Here is a 2,318-nt window from a genome sequence, read left to right as displayed (position 1 = left end):
CCAGTTCAGCGGCGATCGCGCGTAGGGGCTTGCCCTCGTGGTTCAGGTCGGCGATGCGGATGCGCTCGGTCTCGTCGAGGTAACGCGAGGGGCCGGTGGGCGGCACCGCCCCGGTCAGGGGTGGTGCCGCCCTTCGACGGCCGGGCTCGGCGCTGCGGCCGTTGCGCCAGCGTCTGCCGGTCTTGGGGTTGATGCCCACGATCCGGCAGGCTTCGTCGTTGCTCAGGCCTTGCTGCATGAGTTGTGAGTATGCCGCTCGCTCAGCGGTCAGCCTCTTGCGGCCATGGATGATCGGGCTGTCCGGGATCTGGAAGTCCATCGCATTCCCTGAGGTGGGGTGTTGCGACAACCACTAGAACCCAAGGGGGTACGGTCCGGGCCCCGGGTCGGGGGCGGGCTACTCCTGCGCGGTCCCGCGGCGGCGCGCGGCCAGGACGAAGGCGCCGCCGCCCAGGAGGAGGACCGCGCCGCCCGCGGCGAGGGCGGCGACCGCCGGGCCGGTCAGCGCCAGGCCCCGGTCGTCCGCGGCCGCGGCCACCGGGCTCGGGCTGGGGTCGGCGACCGGCGGCGGCGTGCCGCCCTCCCGGTCCCAGGCGGCGGTGACCGTGCGGGAGACGGTGACGGCGCCGTCGGCCGCGGCGATGAGCGTCTGGGTGGGCTCGTCGGGGTCCTCGCCCTTGAACAGGCGGCCGGTCAGTACCGTCGCCTCCGCGGTGAAGGACAGCTCGGCCTCGCCCGCGGCGGCGTCCGCGGGCACCGAGAGCCCGATCCGGTCGCCGTCGGCGACGGAGGTGACGGGCTCCCCGGTCGCCAGGTCCACGACCTCCACACCCGCGGGCGCGTCCAGCTCCACGGGCACCGATCCGGCGCTGGTCTCCACGGTGAACCCGCCGACGGTCTCCCCGGCCAGCCCCGACGCCTGCGCCGGGGACACCGACAGCGCGCTCGGCGGCTCGTCGGGCAGTTCCTCGGCGCTGCCGACGAGGTGCTCGTAGAGGCCGACCACCTCGTCCTGGGACACCGCGGGCAGGTCCGGGTTCTGCTCCACGCTCTCCAGGTCGAGCCCGTTGCTGAAGTGCCAGACGGCCGCCTGGGTCGCGGTCAGGGCCTCGTCCCTGGTCAGTCCGGGGATGCCGGACTCCTCACGCAGGTCTCCGATCTCCACGACCGGGTAGGAGTTCATGAGGATCCAGTGGACCCGGCCCGGTTCGCCGAAGTCCCCCTCGCCCGGGTAGTCGGCCCAGTCGTCCTCCACGTACCGGGCGTCCGCGACGATCCCGGTCCGGAAGTCGATGCAGTAGGTCGGCAGGACCCGGTCCCCCAGGTCGAGGCCGAAGGTCGCGGTGGTCGTGAACTCCTCGCCCCGCATGACGATCCCGTGCCCGTGCTCGTCGACCCCGGTGTACCGCCCGCGGACGGGTTCGGCCGCGGCCGGGGCGGCCAGCGGGCCCAGGAGGAGGGCGGCGGCGAGGACGGCGAGGGCGGGGCGGAGGGCGGGGGCGTTCACGTTTCTCTTTCCGTCGGGGGGAGCGGAGGGTGAGAGGTGCTCGGGAACGGGGGCGGAACGCCGGTTCCGCGCGGGGATACCGGGCCGATGGTAGCGATTCATCTCCGTGTGGCCAACCCTCCGTAGTGAAGCAAGTGCACTGTGTCCACGATTGGGGTTTTTGTCTGGTGACCACATGACAAAGGGCCCCGTCCTGTAACAGGACGGGGCCCGAAGGCGCGGAGATTACTCCTGGCCGGAAGCGGCCTTGCGCTTGCGGCTCAGGTAGATCGCGCCGCCGCCGGCGCCGAGGGCGGCGATGCCCGCGGCGACCAGGCCGGCCAGGGCGCCGCCGGTGACCGGCAGGCTCGGCTCGTTCTGGTCATCGCCCGGAGGGGTCGGCTTCGGGGACGCCGGCTCGCCGGGCTCCTCGGACGGGGTCGGCTCCGGAGTCGGACCCGGGGTGGGCTCCGGGTCGGTGGGCTCCTCGGACGGGGTCGGCTCGGGGCTGGGCTCCTCGCCGCCGCCGGCGGTCCAGGTCGCGGACGCGGAGGCCGAGACGGTGACCTCCTCGGTCTTGGCCGTGATCAGCGTCTGGGTCGGCTTGTCCGGGTCCTCGCCCTTGAACAGGCGGCCCGCGGACACCTCGGCGGTGGTCTCCAGGGTGAAGGACGCCTCGCCGGCGTCGGTGCCGGCGGGGACCTCGAAGCCGACCTTGTCGCCGTTCTCGACGGCGGAGACGGCCTCGCCGGTCTCCAGGTCGACCAGCTCCACGCCCTCGGGGGCCTGGACGGTGACCGGCACGGAGGCGGCGCTGGTCTCGATGGTGAAC

Annotated in this window: 2 protein-coding genes and 1 pseudogene; all 3 read right to left on the bottom strand. The window is 73.7% G+C overall.

Features of this window, described 5'->3' with window-relative positions; genetic code table 11:
• Nucleotides 1–319: pseudogene (locus tag BUE45_RS14690) on the bottom strand (IS30 family transposase); the annotation flags it as partial.
• A 78-nt stretch (nt 320–397) separates the two neighbouring features.
• A complete protein-coding gene (locus BUE45_RS14685) occupies nt 398–1,507 on the bottom strand; it encodes a thioester domain-containing protein (RefSeq protein ID WP_073379868.1) in 1,110 nt (369 codons plus the stop codon).
• A gap of 225 nt (nt 1,508–1,732) precedes the next feature.
• Nucleotides 1,733–2,318, bottom strand: a 586-nt coding sequence (locus tag BUE45_RS33385; protein ID WP_245833184.1) for an LPXTG cell wall anchor domain-containing protein, incomplete at its 5' end; no start/stop codon positions are given.

The sequence above is a fragment of the Nocardiopsis flavescens genome (genome assembly GCF_900141985.1).
In the GTDB taxonomy this organism is placed as follows: Bacteria; Actinomycetota; Actinomycetes; order Streptosporangiales; family Streptosporangiaceae; genus Nocardiopsis; species Nocardiopsis flavescens.
This window is presented reverse-complemented; position numbering and strand designations above follow the sequence as displayed.